The organism is Massilia sp. LjRoot122, from assembly GCF_964252725.1.
In the GTDB taxonomy this organism is placed as follows: Bacteria; Pseudomonadota; Gammaproteobacteria; order Burkholderiales; family Burkholderiaceae_D; genus Telluria.
In genome coordinates, this window is record NZ_CAXUPB020000001.1 from 4570295 (window position 1) to 4594056 (window position 23762).

Sequence of the window (23762 nt, forward strand, 5' to 3'; positions counted from 1 at the left end):
CTCCACGTCAAGCTTCGATCACAGGTGCGGCGTGATCAGCGGCATCAGGTCGTCGAAGGTACGGCCCGAGCCGTTTTCGCCGATCGCATGCATCTTCCACTCGTTGTTGTGGCGGTACAGCTTGGCCATGATCTGGGCCGTGTGCGAACCCTGCACCGACAGGTTGAAGCGCGCCACTTCCTGGTTGTTGCCCGCGTTGATCAGGCGGCAGTAGGCGTTTTCCACGGTCGAGAAGTTCTGGCCGGTGAAGCTGTTCACGGTGAACACCAGCGACTTCACGCTGGCGGGCACGCGCGACAGGTCGACCGAGATCTGCTCGTCGTCGCCGTCGCCGGCACCGGTACGGTTGTCGCCGGTATGAACGACGCTGCCGTCCTTGCTCTTGAGCTGGCGGAACCAGACCGTATCGACCGGGCGGTTCGACTCATCGAACATCACGACCGAGGCGTCGAGGTCGACCGCGGCGCCCTGGCCGCCGCCGAAGCCGAAGAAGCCCTTCGACTTGGCCACGTCCCAGCCCAGGCCCATGGTGACGCGCGACAAACCGCCGCCGCCTTCTTTTTCGAGCGAGATCTTCTGGCCTTTTTGCAGATTGACTGACATTTGTTTCCTCCTTTAGCGCGCCGGCTGCTGCATCCAGGCTTTGAATGCATTCCGGTTGCGTGAACATACGTAAACCTTCCCTTTGCCCGAGAAGCGCAATACCATGCCCTCGCCGCTGGTCTGGCTGTTGATCAGGTTGCCCAGGAAGCCGCCGCTGGTACCGGTCGTGATCGAGATCTCGTAGCGCAGGGTGCTGTCCCAGCACACCACGTGCGCGTTGTCGATGATCGCGTCCTTGCCCGGCTCCACGTCCAGCACCGACATCGATCCGAAGCCCGACACCACCACCTGGCCGCTGCCGGTCGTCTCGGTGACGAAGAAGCCGCCGCTCTGCGCGAACAGGGCGTTGCCGATGTTCTGGGTCCGCACCTTGAGGTCCACGCCGGAGGTGGCGGCGACGAAGGCGCCGTCGCTGATGATGTACTGGTTCGGACCGCAGTCGACCGTCTGCATCGCGCCCGGCAGGGTGGGCGACAGCAGGCAGTCGCCGTCGCCGCGGGTCGCTTCGATGTGCTGCTGGAAGAAGGACTCGCCGTTGGCGAAGGTGCGCATCAGCGCGCTGCCGAGGCCCCCCTTCATCTTGCCCTTCAGGTCGAGCGTCGATTCCATCATCACCATCGCATCCGATTCGCAATAGATGGTTTCGCCGCGCCGCATCGAGACGTGCAGGAAGGGATCGACATCCCCGGTCACGGTAAATACTGGCATGTGGACTTCCTTTCGGCTGTTTAAACGTTGACGCCGTAGTTCTTGGCGAGGGGGCCGAGGCCGCCGTTGAAGCCCTGGCCCATGGCGCGGAACTTCCAGTCGGCGCCGTTACGATACACCTCGCCGAAGATCATCGCCGCTTCGGTGGAGCTGTCTTCCGACAGGTCGTAGCGGGCGATCTCGCTGTTGTTGGCGGCGTTGACGCAGCGGATGAAGGCCTTGCCGACCATGCCGAAGTTCTGGCGGCGGGTCTCGGCGTCGTGGATGGTCACGGCCAGCACCACCTTGTCGACGTCGGCCGGCACCTTGCTCAGGTCGATCGACACGGTTTCGTCGTCGCCCTCGCCTGCACCGGTGGTGTTGTCGCCCGAGTGGACCACCGAGCCGTCGGCCGACTTGAGGTTGTTGTAGAAGATGAAGTCGCTATCCGAACGCACCTTGCCCGACGAATTCAGCAGGAACACCGCGCCGTCGAGGTCGAACGCCGCGCCATCGGTGGCGCGGGTGTCCCAACCGAGGCCGACCTTCAGATTGGTCAGGCCAGGAGCTTCTTTCGACAGGTTGACGTTGCCGCCTTTTTGCAGACTGATTGCCATGATTGTGACTCTCCTAAAAATTACTGCTTGAACACCGGGTGATAAGCACAGCGAGCTGGTGTTCTGCCACTCGCCGTGCGATTCGCTACGTACTGCTTACGCCGGCAATGCCGCGTGTTTTTTCTTGTGCTGGATCGAGCTCCACAGCGAAGCCAGGATGAAGGCCACGCCCACGCCACCGGTGATCAGCTCGGGCACGTGCATGTGGATGCTCACCAGCATGATCACGGCCAGGATACCGATCGCGTAGTGCGCGCCGTGCTCCAGGTAGACGTATTCGTCGAGCGTACCCTGGCGCACCAGGTAGACCGTCATCGAACGCACGAACATCGCGCCGATCGCCAGGCCCAGCATGATGATCACGACGTCGCTGGTGATCGCGAAGGCGCCGATCACGCCGTCGAAGCTGAACGATGCATCCAGCACTTCAAGGTACAGGAAGCCGCCGATACCGCCCTTTTTGACCATGTCGCCGACGTTGCTGTTCTCGTCCGACTCGCTCTTCTCGAGCAGGCCGGAAATCATGTCGACACCGATATACACGATGATGCCCCACAGGCCGGCCATCAGCACGACCATCTTCTGTGCTTCCGCAACCCAGCCCAGCGCGACCATCAGCGCGCCGAGCGACACCAGCACCGAGATCGAGGACACCTTGCCGAGCGAGCCGAGCTTGCGCTCGATGTTGCCGAGCCAGTGGATTTCCTTCTCGTCATCCAGCAGGAAGTTCAGGAAGACCAGCAGCAGGAACATGCCGCCGAAGGCTGCCACTTCCGCGTGGTGGTTGGTCAGGTGGGACGAGAAGGCTTTCGGATCGCTCAGCGCCAGGTTCCACACCTCGGTCATGCCGAGATCGGCCGCGACGGCGACGATCACCAGCGGAAACACCAGGCGCATGCCGAACACGGCGATGATCATGCCCAGGCCCAGGAACAGCTTCAGCCAGAATTCATTCCAGTTCTTCAGCACCGAGGCGTTCACCACGGCGTTGTCAAAGGACAGCGAGACTTCCATCACGGACAGGATGGCCGCCACGCCGACTGCCGTCACCGCGCCGGAGATGCCGGCATGATCGTATCCCCACCAGCCGGCCAGCGCCAGGCAGATGGCGGTCACGACGAATGACCAGGTAAAGTGCTTCATGTTGATGTTTCCCCTTATTGTTGAGTTGTGTCGTGAATAATGCGTTGAGTTGTGGTTTTGTTCAATCGACAGACGCAGTATGGGGGCTGGTGCCACATTGAAAAAGCGAAGATAATCGAAGAATTACTTCGCAAAAACAGAAGAGATGAACCATAGCCCCACGAATTTTCGCCATTTGTATTATTTTTGGGTCGTCGCCAAGGAAGGCAGCATCACGCGCGCCGCCGAGCGCCTGGGCCTGGCCATCCAGACCGTCAGCACCCAGCTGGCCCAGCTCGAACTATCCATGGGCAAGGCCCTGTTCACCCAGCAGGGACGGCGCCTGACCCTGACCGAGGCCGGACGGCTCGCGCTATCCTACGCCGATCAAATTTTCCTGCTTGGCGAACAGATGCAGGAAGCCCTGGCCGAGTCCGACAGCGCGCGCATCCGCCTGACGGTCGGCATTTCCGATTCGCTGCCCAAGCTGACCGCGTACCGGCTGCTCGAGATCGCCACCCGGCTGCCGCGTCCGGTGCGCCTGGTGTGCTACGAAGGGGAATTCGACGAGCTGCTGGCCGACCTCGCCCTGCACAAGCTCGACGTGGTGCTGACCGACCGCGCGGTGCGGTCGGGCACGACGCTGCGCGTGTTCAGCCACCTGCTGAGCGACAGCGAAACCATCGTGGCCGGCGCCCCGGCACTGTTCAAGGATTGGGGCGGCGACTTTCCACGCTCGCTGAACGGCGCGCCCTTCCTGCTGCCGACCCGCAATAATGCCTTGCGCGGCAAGATCGACGAATGGTTCGAACTGAGCGGGGTGCGTCCGGACGTGGTCGGCGAGTTCGAGGACAACGCCCTGCTCACCACCTTCGCCCGGCGCGGCCTGGGTCTGTTCTTCGCGCCGGCGGCCCTGGCCCATGACATCGAGGAGCAGTTCAATGCGCTGCTGGTCGGACGCGTGCCCCAGGTGCGCGAGCATTTCTATGCCGTCTCGAACGAACGCAAGATCAAGCACCCGGCCGTGGAAGCCATCCTGTCGGCAGTGGACAAGGGGATCCTCTCGGGTAGGTAACGGTACAATGGCGTCGGCTATTGCCTTTTTTTAACTACTCACTCTCAATGGAAAACCTTTTATTCGTCGTTCTCGCCCTGTTCCTGGTGGCGCTGAACGGCTTCTACGTGGCGGCTGAATTCAGCATCGTCACGTTGCGCAAGACCCGCGTCCACGCCATCGCCAAGACCACCGGCCTGCGCGGACGCATCCTCGGCAAGGTCCACGACAAGCTCGACGCCTACCTCTCCGCCTGCCAGCTCGGCATCACCCTGGCCTCGCTCGGCCTCGGCTGGGTCGGCGAACCGGCCTTCGCCAGCCTGCTCGAGCCGGTGTTCGCTTTGCTGGGCGTCACCTCGCCCGAACTGATCCACGGCGTCTCCTTCGTGGTGGCGTTCTCGGTGATCTCCTTCCTCCACATCGTGGTCGGCGAACTGGCGCCGAAGTCGCTCGCGATCCGCCTGCCCGAAGACGTGGCGCTGTGGTGCGCCATCCCGCTGTACGGCTTCTACTGGGCGATGTACCCGGCGATCGCCCTGCTCAATGCCAGCGCCAACATGGTGCTGCGCATCGCCGGCCTGGCAGGCAGTGGCGGCCACGAGACCCACTATTCCACCGACGAGCTGAAGATGATCCTGCGCACCAGCACGCCGGGCGAGAAATTCACCAGCGCCGAGCGCAACATCCTGGCGCAGTCGCTCGACTTCAGCCAGCTCGCCGTGTCCGACCTGATGCGGCCGATCAACGAGGTCAGCGCGCTCTACGCCAGCCGTACGCTCGAGGAAAACATGGAGACGGTGCGCCGCAACCGCTTCTCGCGCTACCCCTACTTCGACGAGGAAGGCGAGGAAGTGCTGGGCGTGATCCACCTGAAGGACCTGTTCTTCGCCCAGCAGGCCGGCCGTGCCATCACCGACCTGACCCAGCACCTGCGTCCCGTCGAGACCATCTCGTCGCGCACCCCGGCGCAGGACATCTTCCGGCGCTTCCGCAGCGGCGCGCCGCACTTCGCCCTGATCGGCGAAAAAGGCAAGCGCCCGGTCGGCTTCATCACTCTCGACAACCTGCTGGGCGCGATGGTGGGCGAGATTCGCGACGAGTTCCGCATGAACGAGAACGACTGGATGTCCCAGCCCGACGGCACCTATATCGGCAAGGCCAGCCTGCCGATCTTCTCGCTCGAGCGCCTGCTCGGGATCGACATCGACAACGAAGAGATGGGCCTGGACGACGTCGAATCGGTCGGCGGCCTGCTGATGGCCAAGCTGGGCGACATCCCCAAGCAGGGACAGCGCATCGGCTTCCCGCATTTCGACGTGGTGGTCAAGAAGATGAACGGGCCGCGCATCCTGCTGGTGAAGGTCTATCCGAAGGGTGAACGCGGGGACGGCGACGACGAACACGATTGAATCGTTTCCAGCATCGGGATTACACAAAGTTGTTGCGCTTGCAATATTTGTGACGCATACTGCTCCTTGACGGGATACCCCGGCGGGTAAGAACCACGAGGAGCGACGATGTCCCTGCAAGTTCGCAACAACGTGCATGTCTCGGGCCAGGCTGGGGCCACCATGGTGTTTTCCCATGGCTTCGGCTGCGACCAGACCATGTGGCGCTACCTGGCGCCCGCCTTCGAGGACCGCTTCCGCGTCCTGACCTACGACCTGGTCGGCAGCGGGCGCTCGGACCTGGCAGCCTACGACCGCCGCCGCTACGCCAGCCTGCACGGCTACGCCGACGACCTGCTGGAGATCATCGATGCCTACGCAACCGGCCCGGTGGTCTTCGTCGGCCACTCCGTGAGCGCGATGATCGGCCTGCTCGCCACCATCAAGGCGCCCGAGCGCTTCGTGGCGCAGGTGATGGTCGCTCCCTCCGCCTGCTATATCAACCACCCGGCTTACATCGGCGGCTTCGAGCGCGGCGACATCGACGAACTGCTCGAGACGATGGAAGCGAACTACCTCGGCTGGTCGAGCAGCCTGGCGCCCGCCATCATGGGCGCGCCCGAGCGCCCCACCCTGCGCGACGAGCTCACCGACAGCTTCTGCCGCAACGATCCCGACATCGCCAAGCATTTCGCGCGCGTCACCTTCCTGTCCGACCACCGCGCCGACCTGCCGCAGTCGAGCACGCCCGCCCTGATCCTGCATTGCAGCGACGACCTGATCGCCCCGCGCAGCGCCGGCGACTACCTGGTGCGCCACCTGCCCCGCTCCGAACTCCATGTGATCGACAACATCGGGCACTGCCCGCACATGAGCGCCCCCACCGCCAGCTCGCGCGCAATCGACGCGTTCCTGGCCGCGACCCTGGACTGAAACATGGCCGGCGCCCTGAGCAACGCCGATACGCTGTACGACGACGCCCCCTGCGGCCTGCTGCTGGCCGACGCCGACGGCCTGCTGCTGCGCGCCAACGCCACCGCCTGCAGCTGGCTCGGCTTCGCGCTGCCCGAACTGGCCGGCATCGTGCGCATCCAGGACCTGATGACCGTCGGCGCGCGCCTGTTCCACCACACCCACTGCGTGCCGGTGCTGCAGGTGCGCGGCTCGGTGGCGGAACTGCAGATCGACCTGCGCCACCGCGACGGCACCCGCCTGCCGATGCTGGTCAACATCGTGCGCCGGCGCGATGGCGAGCAGGTGTTCGACCAGTGGGCCCTGTTCATGGCCACCGAGCGCCAGTCCTATGAACGCGAACTGCGCAACGCGCGCAAGGCCGCCGAGGAAGCGCTCGAAGCGCGCCGCGGCGCCGAACTGCAGCTGCAGGCCGTGAACGCCGCGCTGTCGGCAGCCGACCGGCGCAAGGACGAATTCCTGGCCACGCTCTCGCACGAGCTGCGCAATCCGCTGGCGCCGCTGCGCAGCGCGCTCGAGGTGATGCAGCATACCGGACTGGCCGAAGGCGCCAGCGCGCGCCTGCTGTCGGTATTCGACCGCCAGCTGCACCACCTGACCCACCTGGTCGACGACCTGATGGAAGTCTCGCGCATCACCCAGGACAAGATGGAGCTGCGGCGCGAGACCGTGGACCTGGCCGCGCTGGCGCGCGCCGCCGTGTGCGACACCGCGGGCCTGATGGAGCAGGCCGGCCATCGTCTCGAGGTGACGCTGCCGCCGCATGCGGTCACGGTCGACGCCGACCCCACGCGCATCAACCAGGTGATCGTCAACCTGCTCACCAATGCCGCCAAGTACACGCCGGACGGCGGACGGATCGCGCTCTCCTTGACGGTCGACGACGGCGCGGCGCTGCTGGCGGTGCGCGACAACGGCATTGGCCTGCCCCGGCATGCGTTGGCGACGGTGTTCGACATGTTCTCGCAGCTGGAGCCGGCGCTGGAGCGCTCGCGCGGCGGCCTCGGGATCGGGCTGTCGCTGGTGCGCGGCATCGTGGAACTGCACGGCGGGACCATCGCCGCCGACAGCGAAGGCGAAGGCATGGGCAGCTGCTTCACGGTGCGCCTGCCGCTGGCACGGGCCGCCGTGGCGCCCGAGCCGACGCCCGCGCCCACGCCCGCGCCGGCCCGCATCCTGGTGGTGGACGACAACGCCGACGCCGCCGAGATGCTGCTGATGGCGCTCGAACTGTTCGGCTGCGAAGTGCGTGCGGCGCACAGCGCCAGCGCCGCGCTGGCGATGGCCCAGGAGTTCGCGCCGGAAGTCGCCCTGCTCGACATCGGCCTGCCCGACCTGAACGGCTACGAGCTGGCGCGCCGCCTGCGCGCCACGGTCGCCGGCCAGAACATGCGCCTGATCGCCGCCACCGGCTGGGGCCAGGAGAAGGACCGCCAGCGCGCCCTCGACGCCGGCTTCGACCTCCATCTCACCAAGCCGATCGACTTCGAGCGGCTACGCAGCGCACTGGCGGGCCCCGGCCCTGGCCGATAAGGACGGAACCGACATGGACTACGACAGCAACAACCCCTTTGCGAAAATCCTGCGTGGCGAACTGCCTTGCGTGAAGGTCTATGAAGACGCGCATACGCTCGCGATCATGGACATCATGCCGCAGGCGCCGGGACATGTGCTGGTGCTGCCGAAAGAGCCGGCCGTCGAGCTGTTCGGCCTGTCCGACGAAGCCGCCGCGGCCTGCATCCGCAGCACCAAGAAGGTGGCGGCGGCCGTCAAGGCCGCCATGGGGACGCCCGGCATCATGGTCGCCCAGTTCAATGGCAGCGCGGCGGGCCAGACGGTCCCGCACGTGCACTTCCATATCGTCCCGCGCGAGCAGGCGGCTGCGCTCAAGCCGCATGCCACGGTGCCTGCCGATATCGAGGGACTGCGCGCGATCGCCGCCCGCATCGTGGCGGCCCTGGACGCTTAGTCCGGCGCCTTTTCTCCGGGGCGCAGGGTCAGCACCCGCACGCCCTGCCTTGTCACGGCGACGGTGTGCTCGAACTGCGCCGACAGCTGGCCGTCGCAGGTAACGACCGTCCAGCCGTCGTCTTCGGTGCGCACGGCATTGCGTCCCTGGTTGAGCATGGGCTCGATGGTGAAGGTCATCCCCTCCCGCAGCACCAGCCCGGTCCGCGGCCGGCCCCAGTGCAGCACCTGGGGCGGCTCGTGCATCTCGCGCCCGATGCCGTGCCCGCAGTATTCCTGGACCACCGAATAGCCGTGCTTGCGCGCGTGGCGCTCGATGGCATGGCCCACGTCGCCCAGGCGGGCGCCGGGACGCACGGCCTTGATCCCCTTCCACATCGCTTCGTAGGTCACCTGCACCAGCCGCCTGGCGGGGGCGGCGACCGTGCCGACGAGATAGGTCTTGCTGGAGTCGGCAATGTAGCCGTTCTTCTCGAGCGTGATGTCGAGGTTGACGATGTCGCCGTCCTGCAGGATCTCGGCCTCGGAAGGCACGCCATGGCAGACCACGCTGTTGCGGGACGAATTCAGCGCGTAGGCATAGCCGTACTGTCCCTTGCTGGCCGGGCGCGCCTCGAGCGGGTCGACGATGAAACGGTCGACCAAGTCGTTGACCTGCATGGTCGACATGCCGATCAGGCTCAGGCCGTCCAGGTGGGCGAACACGCCGGCCAGCAGCTTGCCTGACTCGGCCATCAGCGCGATTTCTTCCGGCCGCTTGATCATATTGTCACCGTGCTGATGCCGGCGAGATCGACTCCAGCAGCCTTGAGCTCCCTGGTAAGGAGCTCATTAAAGCTCAGCGTTGGATTCAACTCGCAGAGCATTCCCATCTTGATCCAGAAAACGGCTTGCCCATTGATCGAGCGGCACGAAGCGGTGCTCGCCCTGCGCAGCTGTTCATGAACCTCGTCGTCAATATTTACGATACCCACTATATGCTCCATATATGTTTCATATATGATACACAAAAGCAAAATATTCGCAAACAAGTTCTTTCTTCTTCATTAAAAACTGTTTTTAGGAACCATCTGATAACTCATCGCATTGTTTCCAAATTGAATAGTTCACAAAATTTCGATTAGTTATCGTTACAAAGATTTCCTGATAGCAGGTTAACCGTGTTTTGATTGTCGATTATATTTACAATCGGTTTCCCGGCCATAAAAACCATGTGATTACGCCCCGAATCGATAGGTTGGCACGCTCATTGCATATACAAACATGCAGTACAACTCTAACTTGGGGAAATGATATGAAATTTAACAAATCGCTGCTTGCCATCTCATTTGCACTGCTTTCCATGGTCACCGGGCATGCTAGTGCCGCGCTGATCGATACGGTTGTTTCAGTTCCAAACGACGAGATTCTTACCAACGGCAATCCGACTTTGGTCTACACACATGACCTGAGCGACCATGGGTTCATCGTGGGGTCGACCTTCTATAGCAGCGGTGTGCTGCTCGTTCGTCTTACCGACAACGGCGCTGCAAACAACCCGTCCGACGAAAGCGGTACCATTACCGTTGGTGATCAGATTCTGGCGATCAGCGCTATTCCAGACGGGACCAGGAATGACCCGTCTCCGGCAGGCGCACTGTTTGAAATCATCCTGAACAGTATGTCTCTGGCTGACCTGAATGATGACGGCATGCTGTCCGTGACCCTGGATCGGATCACGGGAAACTTCGCTTTTGCCGATTCGACCCTGACTCTGGTGGAACGGGAAGCTGATGTGCCGGAACCGTTTTCCATCGCGCTGCTCGGGGCTGGCGTCGCCGGCCTGTGCCTGAGCCGCCGCCGTGAACGCCGGACCTGAATCTCCGCGCCCGCGTCACAGGTAAGACGATGGCGCCACTTCCGGGTGGCGCCAACGCAAAAGTTCAGGCCTACTGTTCCTGCCGGATGACCCGATCCGGCGTCCCCGTCCATTCGCTCATCAGGGAATACCCGACCGCAAGCAGGGTCGGCCCGATGAACATGCCGACGAAGCCGAAGGCGATCACGCCGCCCAGCACGCCCAGCAGGGTCAGCAGGAAAGGCAGGCTGCTGCCGCGGCTGATCAGCATCGGGCGCACGATGTTGTCGACGCCGCTGATCAGGACCGTGCCCCAGATCACCATGAAGATCGCCCAGCCGGTTTCGTGCTGCAGGAACAGCCAGAAGGCCGCGCCGCCCCAGATGATGGGCGGACCCACCGGGATCAGGGACGAAATGAAGATCAGCACCGACAGCAGCGGCACCGCCGGCACGCCCGCGATGGCGAAGCCGATCGCCGCCACCAGGGCCTGCGCCAGCGCGGTACCGAGCAGGCCGTACATGACGCCGCGCACCGTCTGGCTCACCGTGTTCGAGACCGATTCGGCGCCCTCGCCCATCACCCGGCGCATGGTCACCGCGACCACGTCGAGCAGCGCCTTGCCGTCACGGTAAAAGAAGAAGCTGACGAAGGCGGCCAGGCTGAGCTGGACGACGCCGGTGCCGAGCATCAGGCCGCCCGCGATCAGGTAGCGCCGCGCCGGCTCCAGCATGCGCTGGGCCAGGGCGATCATCTGCTCGCGGCTGGCCACCAGCTGGCGCAGGTAGTTGTCGATCGTTTCGCCCACCAGCGGCAGCTCGCGCACCCAGGACGGCGGCATCAGCTCGCGGTGCTCGATCGCGGTACGCAACTCGGTGAAGCCCCTGGCGACGTCGTCGACCAGGTTGTAGGCGACCATCGACAGCGGGATGATGACGAGCAGCGTGAGCGACAGGGTCATGGTCAGCGCCGCCAGGGTACGGTGCCCGCGCATGGCGTGCTGCAGGCGCAGGTAGAGCGGCCAGGAGGAAATCACGACGCAGGCTGCGAACAGGATCGCGGCCAGGAAAGGCCTGAGGACGTAGAGACATCCCAGCGTCAGCAGGACGACAATGGCGATACGGGTGTAGTTCCTGCCTTGGCGTTGTTCCATGCCGTCCCTGTCGAGTGGTGTTTACACCATCATAACAGCACAGTTGGCAGGGGCACCTAAAGGCTGACTTGGACTGGGCTTACAGGAGCTGGCGCAGGTCGGCTGCGATCGGGCTCGGACCGGCATTGTGGCGTACGAACAGGCGCAGCTTGCCCTCGCGGTCGAACACGTAGCTGCCGGCCGTATGGTCGACGGTGTAGTTCTTCGGGTCGTCGCCGGACGGCGTCTTGGCGTAGAACACCTTGAATTCCTTGGCCGTGCGCGCGGTGGCTTCCTTGTCGCCGTACAGGCCGATAAAGCTCGGGTGGAAGGCCGGCACGTAGGCGGCCAGCAGTTCCTGGGTGTCGCGCTCCGGGTCGAGGGTGACGAACAGCACCTGTACGTCCTTGCTCGACGGTCCGAGTTCCTTCAGAACGGCGGCCATCTCGGCCATCGTGGTGGGGCACACGTCCGGGCACTGGGTATAGCCGAAGAACAGCACCACCAGCTTGCCCTTGAAATCCTGCAGCGTGCGCGGCTTGCCGGTGTGGTCGGTCAGCGAAAAGCCCTTGGCGTAATCGAGGCCGGTCACGTCGGTGTTGTTGAAGGCCGGGGTTTTGGTCGACAGCTTGTCACAGCCGGCGGCCAGCACCGCCGCAGTCAGCATCAGCGCAGTCAGCAGTTTTTTCATGGCTCAGAACTTGAAGTAATGGTCGACCAGCAGTGCGGCGAACAGCAGCGACAGGTAGATGATCGACCAGGTAAAGGCATTGCGGGCGGCCATGTCGCTGTAGTGCTTGTGCACGCGCCACGAGTGGCGCAGGAACATCGCATTGAGCACGACGGCCGCCGCCAGGTAGATCAGGCCGCTCATGCCGACGGCGAAAGGCAGCAAGGTGGTCGCAGCCAGTGCGATGGTATAGAGCCACACCTGCAGGCCGGTGTACTGCATGCCATGGGTGATCGGCAGCATCGGCAGGCCGGAGCGGGCGTAGTCCTCGCGGCGGTACATGGCCAGCACCCAGAAGTGCGGCGGGGTCCAGACGAAGATGATGAGCACCAGCAGCCAGGCTTCCATCGGCACCTCGTTGGCAACCGCCGCCCAGCCCAGGGCCGGCGGCATGGCGCCCGACAGGCCGCCGATGACGATGTTCTGCGGCGTGGCCGGCTTGAGCAGCATGGTGTAGATGAAGGCGTAACCGACGAAGGTGACGAAGGTCAGCCACATGGTGAGCGGATTGACGAAGGCGTACAGGACATACATGCCGAGGCCGCCGATGATCGCCGAGAAGATGATCGTCTGGGTGCTGGTGAGCTCGCCCATCGCGGTGGCGCGGCGCGCCGTGCGCGCCATGCGCGCGTCGATCTCGGCCTCCACCAGGCAGTTCACGGCGAAGGCCGCACCCGCCAGCAGCCAGATGCCGGCGGTGCCGGCGACCAGCACCTGCCAGCCCGGGAAACCGTCGGTGGCAAGGAACATCCCTATCACCGCGCAGAACACGGCCAGCTGCGTGACCCGTGGTTTGGTCAGGGCCCAGTACTGGGCAACGCGGCTCGGAGGTTTGTGGAGGGCTGTCTGGGTCGTCATCAATGGGGTGCTTGCTGGCTCGAAACGCGGCAGCGCCGCGGCTCGTGTCGCACAGGCCAGCTCAGCTGCTTCGAGGCTTGCTTCGACGCTTGCTTCCTGGCTCATACTGCGCGGTTCACTTCAATGTGCTGCTTCACCCGGTAGTTTAACATGGTCACCAGCAGGACCATCAGGGCCGCCCCCGCGTTATGCATTACGGCAATGGCGAGCGGGAAGTCGAGGTAGACGGTGGCGATGCCGGTCAAGCTTTGCACAAGCAGCAGCAGGGCCAGCCAGCGCGCGTGCTTGGCCAGGTAAGGGTGGCGCCATGCGCGCCATGCCAGCAGGCCGAGCACGGCGACGACGACGATGGCGAAGTTGCGGTGCACCCAGTGGATCGCCACCAGCGCCGGGAACGGCAGGTAGTGGCCGGCCGCGGTCTTGCCCAGTTCGCGCCACAGGTGGAAGCCGTGCTCGAAGTCCATCTCCGGCACCACCCGGCCGTCGCACAGCGGGAATTCGTCGCAGGCCAGGGTGGCGTAGTTGGTGCTCACCCAGCCGCCCAGCGCGATCTGTACCGTGACGACCACGGCAGCAAGGATGGCCAGCGTGCGGATGCCGCGCAGGGCGGCGGCGCTGTTGCGGGCGCTTGGCGCCGGCGGATGCATCAGGAAGTCCTCGCGCCCGCCGAGCCAGGCCAGCAGGGCCAGCAGGCCCATGCCGAGCAGCAGGTGGATCGTCACGATCACCGGCTGCAGCTTGAGGGTGACGGTCCAGGCGCCGAAGGCACCCTGGATGCAGACGAACACGAACAGCGCCAGCGGGATGCCCGGCTTGAAGGCCTGCACCCTGGTCTTGCGCCATTGCACGACCGCGGTGATGAGCAATGCCATGATGAGCACGCCGATGCCCATCGCCAGGTAGCGGTGGATCATCTCGATCCAGGCCTTGGCCACGGTGACCGGCCCGGTCGGCATCGCCGCCTCGGCCGCCGCGATCTGTTCGTGCGCCAGGAAGGGATTGGCCATGCCGTAGCAGCCCGGCCAGTCCGGGCAGCCGAGACCGGAATCGGTCAGGCGCGTGAAGGCGCCGAACACGATCAGGTCGAAGGTCAGGAACACGGCGACCCAGACCAGCTTGCGGAACTTGTTGGCGTCCGCGGACATCCATACCATCGACAGTGGCAGGATGGCCACCAGCAGGCCCATCAGGGCCAGTTGTAACAGGGATGAAGCTTGCATGTTGGCCTCGAATTGAGCGTCAGCCGACCGCCGAGGCCTTGAGCAGCTTGGCGATGTCCTTGTACACCTTGCGCGGATCCGGGTCGGCCGGGAAGCGCATCATCAGGTTGCCGAGCGGGTCGATCAGGTAGATGTGGTCGGCGGGCTGCATGCCCTTCTCGGCCGGCAGCCAGCTCGACACCACCTCCTTCGGTGCGCGCAGCAGGTGCATGCCGTCGTACTGGCGGATCGTCATCGTGTCGAGCGGCTGGCTGTCGGTGACGAGCCAGACGCGTTCGACGCGGCTCATGTTCTTGCCCTGCATCAGGCGCCATTGGCGCATCGCGAACAGCTGCTTCTGGCAGGCTTCCCCGCATTCGCCGCCGCCGACCTTCAGCATGATCCACTTGCCCTTGTACTGGTCCAGCGTTTCCGGACGGCCGTCGAGCGTGGTGCTGGCCATCGCCGGGATCGGGCGCTCGCGCGGGTCGATCAGGGTGCCGTAGTTGGTGCGGCCGGTCGGCTTGATGACGTAGTAGGTCAGGTAGGACAGGATCATCGGCGCCGCGCAGACCAGCAGCACGGCGAACAGCTTCCAGCGCCCGCGGTTACGCTTCTGCTCGCTCGCCTTGGCGGAATCACTTTCCTGCATCACTTGTTTCTGCTTCAGGTTTTCTTGCATCACGTTGTTTTGATCCACTACGGAATCCTGTTATCACAAAAAAGAGGATGGCCATGGCCGCCAGCGCATACCACTGGAAGGCGTAGCCGCGGTGCTTGTCGATGCCGCTCGAGGGCGAGGGCCAGACGCGCAACAGGGCGCCGTCCGGCTGGTCCGGCCCGGTCTGCTGCACGAAGAAGGGCTGCAGCACCAGTCCGGTGGCCCTGGACACCCCCTTCGGATCGATGTTCTGGACGATGGCCTTCGGAGCCAGCGGCGTCGCGTCACCCAGGGCCATCACCTGCCCGGCGGAAGCCACGACGATGCCTTCGATGGTGAGCGTGCCCGCCGGCGTGGCGAAGGCCGGCAGCTTGCCGTATTCCGCCTCGCGCGGCAGCCAGCCGCGCATCACCAGCACATGTGTGTGCGACCCCGCGATTTTAAACGGCATCACGAGGTAGTAGCCAGGACGTCCGGCCATCGGGCGGTTGGCCAGGAACAGCGGCCAGTCGGCGACGAACTCGCCGGTGATGCTCACGCGGCGGTACTCGAGGGCAGCGGCAGGCGTGAGGGTGGCGCCGAGCGCCACGGGTGCCTCGACGGCAAGGGCGGCAAGCTTTTCCTGCACGGCCAGTTTCTGTGCGGCCCTGCCCTGCTGCCAGTTACCCAAGGCAATACCCAGCAAGGCAATGAGAAACGTGGCGATGAAGGGAATGAGACGAAAATGGAAGGGGAAGCGCATTACAATGATGCCTCAACCTTTATCAGGCCGACCATGAAACTGTTCGTTGCGATTGCCTTCATCCTAATCCTTGCCAGCCTCGCGTCGGCCCTTTTCTTCCTGATGCGCGACAAAGGGCAGAGCAACCGGACGGTGCATGCGCTGGCGATGCGGGTCGGCCTGTCCATCACGCTCTTCCTCTGCCTGCTCGCCGCCTACAAGATGGGGTGGATCGCCCCGACCGGCATTCGCTGAGCATCCACTAAATAAAAGCAGCGTGGGCGGCAATGCCGCCCACGTTACGTGTTACATCGAAGCTCAGCTTACAGCCAGTAGACCACGACGTACAGCCCCAGCCAGACGACGTCGACGAAGTGCCAGTACCAGGCCGCGCCTTCGAAGCCGAAGTGATTGTCCGCCGTGAAGTGGCCCTTGAGCACACGGTACAGGATCACCGACAGCATGATCGCACCCATGGTCACGTGGAAGCCGTGGAAGCCGGTCAGCATGAAGAAGGTCGAGCCGTAGATGCCCGAGGTCAGCTTCAGGTTCAGTTCCTGGTAGGCGTGCATGTACTCGTACACCTGGAAGCCCATGAAGATCGCGCCCAGCAGGATGGTGGCGAACAGCCAGAACGCGGTCTTGGAACGGTGGCCGGCGCGCAGCGCGTGGTGCGAGATGGTCAGGGTCACGCCCGACAGCAGCAGCAGCGCGGTGTTGATGGTCGGGATCGGGAACGGGCCCATGATCTGGAACTGGTCGACCACGCCGGCCGGACCGGTATTGCCCCAGGTCGGCGCATAGTCCGGCCAGATGAACTTGTGGTCGAGGTCGGACAGCCAGGGCATGGTCACCGCACGGGCGTAGAACAGCGCGCCGAAGAAGGCGCCGAAGAACATGACTTCCGAGAAGATGAACCAGCTCATCGACCAGCGGTAGGACGTGTCGATGCGCTTGTTGTACATGCCCGACTCGGATTCCTGAATAGCGTCGCCGAACCAGAAGTACAGCACCACCAGCGTGGAGACGATGCCGGCCAGGCACACTGCCGGGCCCCAAGGGGCGCTGTTGACCCAGCCGGAGGCGCCGATCATGGTCACCAGCAGTGAAATGCCGGCGAACATCGGCCAGCGGGACGGGCCCGGCACGAAATAATAGGGCACGGTGTGTGGCGAACTCATTTTCATCTCCTCATCTGACTCTTAGAATTTTCGGGTGATTCTCATGTCGCTAAAACCTGTTACTGCGATACCGCGAAGCGCACTGCCAGCATGATCAGGCCAATGAAGATTGCCGCCCCAATCAGCCCCGCGATGATCACGTGGATGGGGTTCAGGTTGGCGGCATCCCGTTCATAGTCGCGGCGCTTGCGCACGCCGAAGAAGGACCAGAACACTGCCTTCATCGTGGCCAGGAAACTGGCCTTCCGCTCGTGCGGCTTGTCCTCCATTTACTTCACCGTCCCGGCAGCCGACGCCGTCTTGATCGCACCGCCGATCTCGAAGAAGGTGTACGAGAGCGTGATGTTCTTCACCTCGCGCGGCAGCGCCGGGTCGATGAAGAAGACCACCGGCATCTGGCGCGCTTCCTTGGCCTGCAGCGTCTGTTCCTGGAAGCAGAAACATTCGACTTTCTTGAAGTGCGGCGTGACGGCCTGCGGCGCATAGCTCGGGATCGCCTGCGCCTTGACCGCCCTGCCCTGGGTGTTGACCACCTCGTAGGTGACGGTGGCCAGCTCGCCCGGATGCACTTCGATGCTGCGCTGGGTCGGACGGAAGCGCCACGGCCCCTGCGCATTGCCATCCAGCTCGACGACGATCTTGCGCGTCTTGTCGATCTGGGTATTGACGGGCGCCTCGACGAACTCGCCCTTCTGCGTCAGCACGTTAATGCCGAGTACTTCGCAGATCTGGCGGTACATCGGCACCAGCGCGTAACCGAAACCGAACATCATCACCGCCACCACCACCAGTTTTCCCAGGGTGGAGCGGTTCAGGCGCCGAATTTGGCTGACGCGGCTGCTCAGCGGCTTCATCTCAGCCCAGCAGCGTGAACTTCGCGAATACGCTCGCGAAGAAGAACAGCGCGATCCCGCCCAGTACCAGGGCGGTCTTCAGGTTGCTCTTCTTTTGCTCTTGCGTGCTCATGATTACTTCACCAGCGGCGGGGTTTCGAAGGTGTGGAACGGCGCCGGGCTCGGCACGGTCCACTCCAGGCCTTCCGCGCCTTCCCATGGCTTGGCTTCCGCCTTCTTGCCGCCGCGGATGGTCGGCAGCACCACCGCGAACAGGAAGTACACCTGCGACAGGCCGAAGCCGAAGGCGCCGATCGACACGATCATGTTGAAGTCGGTGAACTGGGTGGCGTAATCCGCATAGCGGCGCGGCATGCCGGCCAGGCCCAGGAAGTGCATCGGGAAGAAGGTGACGTTGAAGGTGATCAGCGACAGCCAGAAGTGCATCTTGCCGCGGCCTTCCGGGTACATGTGGCCGGTCCACTTCGGCGCCCAGTAGTAGAAGCCGGCGAACAGCGCGAACAGCGAACCCGCCACCAGCACGTAGTGGAAGTGCGCCACCACGTAATAGGTGTCGTGGACGATGATGTCGATCGGGGTCACCGCCAGGATCAGGCCGGTGAAACCGCCCATGGTGAACACGAAGATGAAGCCGACCGCGAACAGCATCGGGGTCTCAAAAGTCATCGAGCCCTTCCACATGGTGGCGACCCAGTTGAACACCTTCACGCCGGTCGGCACGGAGATGAGCATGGTGGCGTACATGAAGAACAGCTGCGAGGTCACCGGCATGCCGGTGGTGAACATGTGGTGGGCCCAGACGATGAAGGACAGGATCGCGATCGAAGCGGTCGCGTAGACCATCGAGGCGTAGCCGAACAACGGCTTGCGGGCGAAGGCCGGGATGATCTGCGAGACGATGCCGAAGGCCGGCAGAATCATGATGTAGACCTCGGGGTGGCCGAAGAACCAGAAGATGTGCTGGTACATCACCGGGTCGCCGCCGCCGGCCGCGTTGAAGAAGGAGGTGCCGAAGTGGCGGTCGGTCAGGGTCATGGTGATGGCGCCTGCCAGCACCGGCATCACGGCGATCAGCAGGAAGGCGGTGATCAGCCAGGTCCAGCAGAACATCGGCATCTTCATCAGGGTCATGCCAGGCGCGCGCATGTTCAGGATGGTGACGATGATGTTGATCGAACCCATGATCGACGACGCGCCCATGATGTGCATCGCGAAGATCGCCATGTCCATGCCCGGGCCCATCTGGGTCGACAGCGGCGCATACAGGGTCCAGCCGGCGGCGGTGGCGCCGCCCGGCGAGAAGAACGAACCCGCGAGCAGGATCGCCGCCGGCGGCAGCAGCCAGAACGAGAAGTTGTTCATGCGCGCGAAGGCCATGTCGGACGCGCCCACCTGCAGCGGGATCATCCAGTTGGCGAAGCCCACGAAGGCCGGCATGATCGCGCCGAACACCATCACCAGGCCGTGCATGGTGGTCAGCTGGTTGAAGAACTCGGGGCGGAAGAACTGCAGGCCCGGCTGGTACAGCTCGGTGCGGATCATCAGCGCCAGCACGCCGCCCGAGAGCAGCATGATGAAGGAGAACCACAGGTACAGGCTGCCGATGTCCTTGTGGTTGGTGGCGAACAGCCAGCGGCGGAAGCCGTGCGGATGGTCGTGCGCGTGGTCGTGGCCGTGATCGTGTGCGTGATCGATAGTGCTGGTAGTCATGTCGATTTCCCTGAAGCTTGAGCTAAATCACTTGCTGCGTGCAGCCAGCACTTCGGCCGGTTGAACGATGTTTTCCGCAGCCTTGTTCGACCAGGTATTGCGGGTATAGGTGATCACCGCGGCGATCTCGGTGTCGGACAGCTGCTTCCATGCCGGCATCGCCGCAGGATAGGCCGGGGTGTCCTGGCCGTTGAGCAGCACGTCGACCTGGTGCGCCTTGGCGCCCAGCACGACCTGCGAGGCGTCCAGCGGAGCGAAGGCGTTCGGCACGCCCTTGCCGTTGGCCTGGTGGCAGGCCACGCAGTTGGCGTTGTAGACCTGCTCGCCGCGGGTCTTCAGTTCATCGATGGTCCAGACCTTGTTCGGGTCGTCGGCCAGGGCGGCCATTTTCTTCTTCTCGCTGGCGACCCAGGCGCTGTAGTCCTCGGCGGACACGACGCGCACGACGATCGGCATGAAGGCGTGGTCCTTGCCGCACAGCTCGACGCAGTTGCCGCGGTAGACGCCGATCTTGTCGGCCGTGAACCAGCCGTCGCGCACGAAGCCCGGGATCGCGTCCTGCTTGATGGCGAAGGCCGGGATGGTCCAGGCGTGGATCACGTCATTGGCGGTGAACACCATGCGGATCTTCTTGCCGACCGGGACAACCATCTCGTTGTCCACTTCCATCAGGTAGTTTTCGCCCTTGTTCTGGGTCGCTTCCTCGCCCGGCAGGCCGATCTGGGTGCGCGGGGTGGACAGGTTCGACAGGAAGGAAATGCCCTCGCCTTCGCCGTTCAGGTAGTCATAACCCCACTTCCACTGCATGCCGGTGGCCTTGATGGTGATGTCGGCGTTCGAGGTGTCCTTCAGCGCGATGACGGTCTTGGTGGCCGGCAGGGCCATGCCGATGACGATCAGGAAGGGAACGATGGTCCACGCGATTTCGACGGCGGTGGATTCATGGAAGGTGGCGGGCTTGTGGCCGAGCGACTTGCGGTGCTTGAACACCGAATAGAACATGACGCCGAACACGCCGACGAAGATCACGATGCAGACGATCATCATCCAGTTGTGCAGGTCGTAGATGTCGGCGCCGACGGCGTTCACCGGGGTCTGCATGTTCAACTGGTGTTCCACCGGCCGGCCGGTGATTTGCGGTTCTGCAGCCCATGCTGGGATGCCGGCCGTTGCTGCGAGGCCGAACAGCATGGCCCCAAGTCGCGTTGCGTATGTCATGTTGTCCCCAACCACCCAAAATAAAATATTTTTAACGGTCGACAATTCCATGAACGAACTGCCGCCGCTCCGAAACAAGTTTCGCAGAAAGGTTCATACCTGTACCGCGAAAATTGCGCTGCGGATACGGTGGGAACCTACTCGCGGGCGGCGCCCGCGGCTCTGCTGATGCTGCAATTCATTCTCTTTTTGCGCCGGACTGCTGCTTTTTTCAGCGTTTTCCTCGTCCAGACGACAAAAATAGCCACTGATTATAATCAAACCAGTAATTTTTATTCAAGGAAAATCGGGCGGCGTTGTTGCCGCGAGTTATTAAGGCTTGCGCGGCTGGAAACGCACGATCGCCTCCCCTGCGGCCGTGGTCTTCGGGGCCGGCCGGAAGGCGTGGCCGTAGATGACCTCGAACGTGAGCCCGAGCTTGCCGTCGGGACGGCGCTGGGCCTCGAAGGCGTCGAGCATGCGCTGCCACGCCGCGCGCCCGATCAGCCCGCGCCGGCGCGTGGCCAGCGGGTTGCCGCCGAGGGCGCGTACGTCGGCCAATAAAGCCGCGACGGTGTCATAGGTGACCGTGATGCGCTCCATGTCCATCACCGGGGTGGAAAAGCCCGCCTCCACCAGCTGGTCGCCGAAATCGTGCATGTCGACGAAAGGCAGGGTATGCGGGGTTTCGTCCATGGCGGCAAAGGCGCTGCGCAGTTCGGTGAAGGTGTCCGGGCCGAAATTCGAGAACATCAGCAAGCCGTCGACCCGCAAGATGCGGCGCCATTCGGCGAACACCCGGTCCGGCTGCGGATGCCAGTGCAGCGCCAGGTTCGACCACAGGAGGTCGAGCGAGTTCGTCCCGAAAGGCAGGTTGCCGAAGTCGCCGCAGACGGTGTCGACGCCGGCCTTGGCCGGCAGCAGACGGCTGAGCATCTGGTTCAGCGAGCGCATCGCCGGCGCCGGCGAAGGCTTGCCGGCGGCCATAGCCATGGCGGGGGCCGCATCGATGCCCAGGATCTGGGCCGCTGGATAGGTTTTTTGCAACAGGGCGAGGTCGGCCCCGGTGCCGCAACCGGCGTCGAGCACCTGTTTCGGCGCGATCTTCACGAGCTGCAGGCGTTCGTGCATGCGCTGGGCGATTTCGCGGCGCAGGAAGTCGGAAGCGTCGATACGGCCGGGCTGGGCGAACAGGGAACGGACGCGTGCCAGGTCGATCGGCGCGCTCATCCGGGAAGGTTGTGGTGAAGCCATGGCGGGAAAGCGGATGGTGAGATAATGGCGGAGTGTACATGCTCCCGTGGATTCGAGTAGATGCTCCTGCATTCCCGCTTCCTGCGCTGGGTTGGCGCCCTGCTCCCGTCCAGCTGCTTGCTGTGCGGCGCCCAGGACCAGGAACCGGTCTGCACGGCCTGCTCGCAAGCCTACGCGCAGGATGTCCACACCCGCTGCCCCTGCTGCGCCAATCCGGTCGGCATCCAGGACGCGGCGCGGCGCTGCGGCGCCTGCCTGGCCGATGCGCCGGCCTTCGACGCGACCGTCACCGCCTGCGACTATGCCGCGCCGGTCGACGGCCTGGTGCTGCAGCTGAAGTTCGGCGCGCGGCTGGCGCTGGCGCCGTGGATGGCGGGCCGCCTGCGCGCGGCCCTGCTTGCCCGCGGCGGCGCGACGCTGCCCGACCTGCTGTGTCCGGTGCCGCTGGGGCCGCGCCGCCTGGTCGAGCGCGGCTACAACCAGGCCCTCGAAATGGCCCGGCCCTTGTCCGCCGCGCTCGGTATTCCGCTGGCGCCGCGCCTGCTCGAACGGCGCATCGAGACGGCCGCGCAGTCGGGCGTGGCGCCGCGCGAGCGGCGCCGCAACGTGCGCGGCGCCTTCGCTGTCGCGGACGGCCAGGTAGCGCTGGAAGGACGGCAGGTCGGCGTGGTCGACGACGTCATGACCAGCGGCCATACACTCGATGAAATAGCCGGCGTGCTCAAGCGCGCCGGCGCGGCGCGCGTCACGAACCTCGTGTTCGCCCGCACGCCGCCTCATTAATATGAATACAGAAGGAGAACAGCTTGTTCCACGTCGTACTGGTCGAACCAGAGATCCCGCCGAATACCGGCAACGTCATCCGCCTGTGCGCCAACACCGGCGTCCAGCTGCACCTGATCGAGCCGCTCGGCTTTCCGCTCGACGATGCCAAGATGCGCCGCGCCGGGCTGGACTACCATGACTACGCCACCATGAAGGTGCACAAGAACTGGGAAGCCTTCCTGCTTGACACTCAGCCTGACCCCACGCGCATGTTCGCCCTGACGACGCACGGCTCCTCGCCCTTCGCCGATGCCGGCTTCCGACCAGGCGACGTGTTCGTCTTCGGCGCCGAATCGCGCGGCCTCGACCCGGCCCTGCGCGAAAGCTTCCCGCCGGCCCAGCGCATCCGCCTGCCGATGATGCCGGACAACCGCAGCCTCAACCTGTCCAACACGGTGGCGGTGGTCGTCTACGAGGCCTGGCGCCAGAACGGCTACGCCGGCGGCAGCTAAGGAAGCTTCCAGACGGCAATGTTACTTGTTGTCGCGCAGCTGCGACACAATGTGGAAAAATCTACAAGCTAGCGCGACAGTATCGGGCGAACAGGAGTAGGCTGGTCACATCAGTTTTTGATCGGCGCCCCTGTTTTTTGCTCGAGGTTTCACATGAAAAAGTTTCTTTCCACCGGCGCCCTGCTCCTGTGCTGCACCGCCGCCCACGCGGCCCCCAGCGACACCATTTCCTGGGGCTTTTCCTTCACCGGCTTCTACGACAGCGTCTCCAACAGCTTCCTGCCCGAAGAAGTCATTACCGGCTCGTTCCGAGGCAATGACCTCGACAGCGATGGCTTGCTGGAAAAAGATGAGTTGCTGACCCTGGTCGTTGGCGAGCTCGACTACATTGCCTGCGCCGCCAGCAGCAATGCGTATTACACCTGCGGCGCGACCGGCTTCACGTTCTCGCAGGATTCCGGCCTCCACTTCAGCGTCGGCAGCTACGGCAGCGATCCGGAAGGCTGGGTCGGCGGTGGCCGCCTGATCACCACCGGCGACCAGCACTACGCCTACGAATTCAATCCTGGCATGAGCACCGAACGCCACCTGTACTGGACCAGCGATACCAGGCTGAGCATGATGTCGCAGGCGCCCGAGCCGCAGACCTGGACCATGCTGGCCGCCGGCCTGCTGGGGATCATGTGGCGCTCACGTTCGACGCGAAACAGACGCCCGATCAGAACCTGACAAGGCGACGC

General features: G+C 64.0%; 29 protein-coding genes. 10 read left to right on the forward strand and 19 right to left on the reverse strand.

Features of this window, described 5'->3' with window-relative positions:
• Nucleotides 1-18 precede the first annotated feature (18 nt).
• From ACSQ25_RS20010 to ACSQ25_RS20025, 4 genes are all read right to left on the reverse strand, one after another.
• Nucleotides 19-603, reverse strand: a complete 585-nt coding sequence (locus ACSQ25_RS20010; RefSeq protein ID WP_436107417.1) for a TerD family protein — start codon at nucleotides 601-603, stop codon at nucleotides 19-21.
• 12 nt (nucleotides 604-615) lie between these two features.
• Nucleotides 616-1311 carry a TIGR00266 family protein gene (locus tag ACSQ25_RS20015; protein ID WP_436107418.1) on the reverse strand — a complete coding sequence of 232 codons (696 nt, stop codon included), beginning with the start codon at nucleotides 1309-1311 and terminating at the stop codon, nucleotides 616-618.
• Between the two features lie 20 nt (nucleotides 1312-1331).
• Nucleotides 1332-1907, reverse strand: coding sequence for a TerD family protein (locus ACSQ25_RS20020; RefSeq protein WP_436107419.1), 576 nt, complete (start codon nucleotides 1905-1907; stop codon nucleotides 1332-1334).
• Nucleotides 1908-2003: 96 nt separating this feature from the next.
• Complete coding sequence (locus ACSQ25_RS20025) at nucleotides 2004-3050, reverse strand: DUF475 domain-containing protein (RefSeq protein WP_436107420.1); 1047 nt, start codon at nucleotides 3048-3050, stop codon at nucleotides 2004-2006.
• A 145-nt stretch (nucleotides 3051-3195) separates the two neighbouring features.
• On the opposite strand from ACSQ25_RS20025, the gene ACSQ25_RS20030 reads away from it, so the two are divergent.
• The 5 genes from ACSQ25_RS20030 (at nucleotide 3196) to ACSQ25_RS20050 (ending at nucleotide 8412) form a co-directional block, all read left to right on the forward strand.
• Entirely contained in the window at nucleotides 3196-4104 is a 909-nt protein-coding gene (locus tag ACSQ25_RS20030) for a LysR family transcriptional regulator (RefSeq protein ID WP_436107421.1), read from the forward strand.
• A 47-nt stretch (nucleotides 4105-4151) separates the two neighbouring features.
• Nucleotides 4152-5492, forward strand: coding sequence for a hemolysin family protein (locus ACSQ25_RS20035; RefSeq protein WP_436107422.1), 1341 nt, complete (start codon nucleotides 4152-4154; stop codon nucleotides 5490-5492).
• Nucleotides 5493-5600: 108 nt separating this feature from the next.
• Nucleotides 5601-6404: an alpha/beta fold hydrolase gene (locus ACSQ25_RS20040; RefSeq protein WP_436107423.1), complete on the forward strand. Its 804-nt coding sequence runs from the start codon at nucleotides 5601-5603 to the stop codon at nucleotides 6402-6404.
• Nucleotides 6405-6407: 3 nt separating this feature from the next.
• Nucleotides 6408-7976: a hybrid sensor histidine kinase/response regulator gene (locus ACSQ25_RS20045; RefSeq protein WP_436107424.1), complete on the forward strand. Its 1569-nt coding sequence runs from the start codon at nucleotides 6408-6410 to the stop codon at nucleotides 7974-7976.
• Nucleotides 7977-7989: 13 nt separating this feature from the next.
• Nucleotides 7990-8412, forward strand: a complete 423-nt coding sequence (locus tag ACSQ25_RS20050; RefSeq protein WP_436107425.1) for an HIT domain-containing protein — start codon at nucleotides 7990-7992, stop codon at nucleotides 8410-8412.
• Here ACSQ25_RS20050 and map read toward each other — a convergent pair.
• Both map and ACSQ25_RS20060 read right to left on the reverse strand, forming a co-directional pair.
• On the reverse strand, nucleotides 8409-9176 hold the full coding sequence (gene map, locus ACSQ25_RS20055; RefSeq protein WP_436107426.1) for a type I methionyl aminopeptidase: 768 nt from the start codon (nucleotides 9174-9176) through the stop codon (nucleotides 8409-8411). The two genes, ACSQ25_RS20050 and map, sit on opposite strands and share 4 nt — an antisense overlap.
• Nucleotides 9173-9385 (reverse strand): ParD-like family protein, encoded by a 213-nt coding sequence (locus ACSQ25_RS20060; RefSeq protein ID WP_436107427.1) that lies wholly within the window; start codon nucleotides 9383-9385, stop codon nucleotides 9173-9175. The genes map and ACSQ25_RS20060 overlap by 4 nt, the downstream gene beginning before the upstream one ends.
• A 320-nt stretch (nucleotides 9386-9705) precedes the next feature.
• On the opposite strand from ACSQ25_RS20060, the gene ACSQ25_RS20065 reads away from it, so the two are divergent.
• Nucleotides 9706-10269 carry a PEP-CTERM sorting domain-containing protein gene (locus ACSQ25_RS20065; RefSeq protein WP_436107428.1) on the forward strand — a complete coding sequence of 188 codons (564 nt, stop codon included), beginning with the start codon at nucleotides 9706-9708 and terminating at the stop codon, nucleotides 10267-10269.
• 70 nt (nucleotides 10270-10339) lie between these two features.
• On the opposite strand, the gene ACSQ25_RS20070 is transcribed toward ACSQ25_RS20065, so the two are convergent.
• The 6 genes from ACSQ25_RS20070 to ACSQ25_RS20095 all read right to left on the reverse strand — a co-directional run bounded on the left by ACSQ25_RS20070 (nucleotide 10340) and on the right by ACSQ25_RS20095 (nucleotide 15570).
• On the reverse strand, nucleotides 10340-11401 hold the full coding sequence (locus tag ACSQ25_RS20070) for an AI-2E family transporter (protein ID WP_436107429.1): 1062 nt from the start codon (nucleotides 11399-11401) through the stop codon (nucleotides 10340-10342).
• Between the two features lie 79 nt (nucleotides 11402-11480).
• Nucleotides 11481-12071 carry an SCO family protein gene (locus ACSQ25_RS20075; RefSeq protein WP_436107430.1) on the reverse strand — a complete coding sequence of 197 codons (591 nt, stop codon included), beginning with the start codon at nucleotides 12069-12071 and terminating at the stop codon, nucleotides 11481-11483.
• 3 nt (nucleotides 12072-12074) lie between these two features.
• Nucleotides 12075-12968 (reverse strand): heme o synthase, encoded by an 894-nt coding sequence (gene cyoE / locus ACSQ25_RS20080; RefSeq protein WP_436108113.1) that lies wholly within the window; start codon nucleotides 12966-12968, stop codon nucleotides 12075-12077.
• Nucleotides 12969-13069: 101 nt separating this feature from the next.
• Complete coding sequence (locus ACSQ25_RS20085; RefSeq protein WP_436107431.1) at nucleotides 13070-14188, reverse strand: COX15/CtaA family protein; 1119 nt, start codon at nucleotides 14186-14188, stop codon at nucleotides 13070-13072.
• Between the two features lie 19 nt (nucleotides 14189-14207).
• A complete protein-coding gene (locus ACSQ25_RS20090) occupies nucleotides 14208-14819 on the reverse strand; it encodes an SCO family protein (RefSeq protein WP_436107432.1) in 612 nt (203 codons plus the stop codon).
• A complete protein-coding gene (locus tag ACSQ25_RS20095) occupies nucleotides 14806-15570 on the reverse strand; it encodes an SURF1 family protein (RefSeq protein ID WP_436107433.1) in 765 nt (254 codons plus the stop codon). Before ACSQ25_RS20095 ends, ACSQ25_RS20090 begins: the two co-directional genes overlap by 14 nt.
• Before the next feature lie 33 nt (nucleotides 15571-15603).
• Here ACSQ25_RS20095 and ACSQ25_RS20100 point away from each other — a divergent pair, with 33 nt between their 5' ends.
• Complete coding sequence (locus ACSQ25_RS20100; RefSeq protein ID WP_225239276.1) at nucleotides 15604-15804, forward strand: twin transmembrane helix small protein; 201 nt, start codon at nucleotides 15604-15606, stop codon at nucleotides 15802-15804.
• Nucleotides 15805-15872: 68 nt separating this feature from the next.
• On the opposite strand, the gene ACSQ25_RS20105 is transcribed toward ACSQ25_RS20100, so the two are convergent.
• From ACSQ25_RS20105 to ACSQ25_RS20135, 7 genes are all read right to left on the reverse strand, one after another.
• Entirely contained in the window at nucleotides 15873-16730 is an 858-nt protein-coding gene (locus ACSQ25_RS20105) for a cytochrome c oxidase subunit 3 (protein WP_436107434.1), read from the reverse strand.
• Between the two features lie 59 nt (nucleotides 16731-16789).
• On the reverse strand, nucleotides 16790-16999 hold the full coding sequence (locus tag ACSQ25_RS20110; protein WP_436107435.1) for a DUF2970 domain-containing protein: 210 nt from the start codon (nucleotides 16997-16999) through the stop codon (nucleotides 16790-16792).
• Nucleotides 17000-17584 (reverse strand): cytochrome c oxidase assembly protein, encoded by a 585-nt coding sequence (locus ACSQ25_RS20115; protein WP_436107436.1) that lies wholly within the window; start codon nucleotides 17582-17584, stop codon nucleotides 17000-17002.
• A 1-nt stretch (nucleotide 17585) separates the two neighbouring features.
• Complete coding sequence (locus ACSQ25_RS20120) at nucleotides 17586-17696, reverse strand: cytochrome oxidase small assembly protein (protein WP_436107437.1); 111 nt, start codon at nucleotides 17694-17696, stop codon at nucleotides 17586-17588.
• Nucleotides 17697-17698: 2 nt separating this feature from the next.
• Nucleotides 17699-19294, reverse strand: coding sequence for a cytochrome c oxidase subunit I (gene ctaD / locus ACSQ25_RS20125; RefSeq protein ID WP_436107438.1), 1596 nt, complete (start codon nucleotides 19292-19294; stop codon nucleotides 17699-17701).
• Between the two features lie 27 nt (nucleotides 19295-19321).
• Nucleotides 19322-20512, reverse strand: coding sequence for a cytochrome c oxidase subunit II (coxB, locus tag ACSQ25_RS20130; protein ID WP_436107439.1), 1191 nt, complete (start codon nucleotides 20510-20512; stop codon nucleotides 19322-19324).
• 312 nt (nucleotides 20513-20824) lie between these two features.
• Nucleotides 20825-21721 carry a methyltransferase domain-containing protein gene (locus ACSQ25_RS20135; protein ID WP_436107440.1) on the reverse strand — a complete coding sequence of 299 codons (897 nt, stop codon included), beginning with the start codon at nucleotides 21719-21721 and terminating at the stop codon, nucleotides 20825-20827.
• 84 nt (nucleotides 21722-21805) lie between these two features.
• On the opposite strand from ACSQ25_RS20135, the gene ACSQ25_RS20140 reads away from it, so the two are divergent.
• The 3 genes from ACSQ25_RS20140 to ACSQ25_RS20150 all read left to right on the forward strand — a co-directional run bounded on the left by ACSQ25_RS20140 (nucleotide 21806) and on the right by ACSQ25_RS20150 (nucleotide 23751).
• Nucleotides 21806-22528: a double zinc ribbon domain-containing protein gene (locus tag ACSQ25_RS20140; protein WP_436107441.1), complete on the forward strand. Its 723-nt coding sequence runs from the start codon at nucleotides 21806-21808 to the stop codon at nucleotides 22526-22528.
• Between the two features lie 23 nt (nucleotides 22529-22551).
• Nucleotides 22552-23022 carry a tRNA (uridine(34)/cytosine(34)/5-carboxymethylaminomethyluridine(34)-2'-O)-methyltransferase TrmL gene (trmL, locus tag ACSQ25_RS20145; protein ID WP_436107442.1) on the forward strand — a complete coding sequence of 157 codons (471 nt, stop codon included), beginning with the start codon at nucleotides 22552-22554 and terminating at the stop codon, nucleotides 23020-23022.
• 153 nt (nucleotides 23023-23175) lie between these two features.
• Nucleotides 23176-23751 (forward strand): PEP-CTERM sorting domain-containing protein, encoded by a 576-nt coding sequence (locus tag ACSQ25_RS20150; RefSeq protein ID WP_436107443.1) that lies wholly within the window; start codon nucleotides 23176-23178, stop codon nucleotides 23749-23751.
• Nucleotides 23752-23762 lie beyond the last annotated feature (11 nt).